Source organism: Halobellus sp. Atlit-38R (genome assembly GCF_003665925.1).
In the GTDB taxonomy this organism is placed as follows: Archaea; Halobacteriota; Halobacteria; order Halobacteriales; family Haloferacaceae; genus Haloquadratum; species Haloquadratum inordinatus.
Genome location: NZ_QXIJ01000161.1, coordinates 1 through 559, shown reverse-complemented (window position 1 = coordinate 559; position 559 = coordinate 1). Strand labels below are relative to the sequence as shown.

Here is a 559-nt window from a genome sequence, read left to right as displayed (position 1 = left end):
GTCGGGTGGCTCAGCGTTCGGCTCGAAGAGATCTACTTCGCGCTGATCACCCTCGCGTTCGGGATGTTGGGCTACTCGCTTATCATTCAGGACCCCGCCGGGCTGACGAACGGGACCGACGGGATCATCGTTCTGCTCGGGACCGTCGACCTCGGCGGTGCGAGCGTCCCGGTCGGCGGCCGGCGGGTCTACTACGTCATCTCGGCGGTCACCGTGGTGACGGCGACGTACGGGGTCTGGCGCGTCGTCAACTCCCCGTTCGGAACCGTCTGTAAGGCGATCCGCGAGAGCCCCGACCGCGCGGCCGCGCTCGGGATCGACGTCAGACACCACCGCTGGATGACGTTCATCCTCTCGGCGATGATCGTCGGCGTCGCCGGCGTGTTGCGCGCGGGGCTCGCGAGCGTCGCGTCCCCGGGGCTCACGCACTGGTCGACCAGCGCGATCGCGGTCATCGCCACCGTGATCGGCGGCGCGACCTATTTCTCCGGGCCGATAGTCGGCGCGTTCGTCTTCCTGTACATCCGGTGGGCGATCAGCCGGTTCCCGGCGCTCGAAG

At 68.3% G+C, this 559-nt stretch carries 1 protein-coding gene; it reads left to right on the top strand.

Going from position 1 to position 559, the window contains the following annotated elements; all coding sequences use genetic code 11:
• A partial coding sequence (locus D3D02_RS18700) for a branched-chain amino acid ABC transporter permease (protein WP_147435731.1) occupies positions 1-559 on the top strand: 559 nt, incomplete at both ends.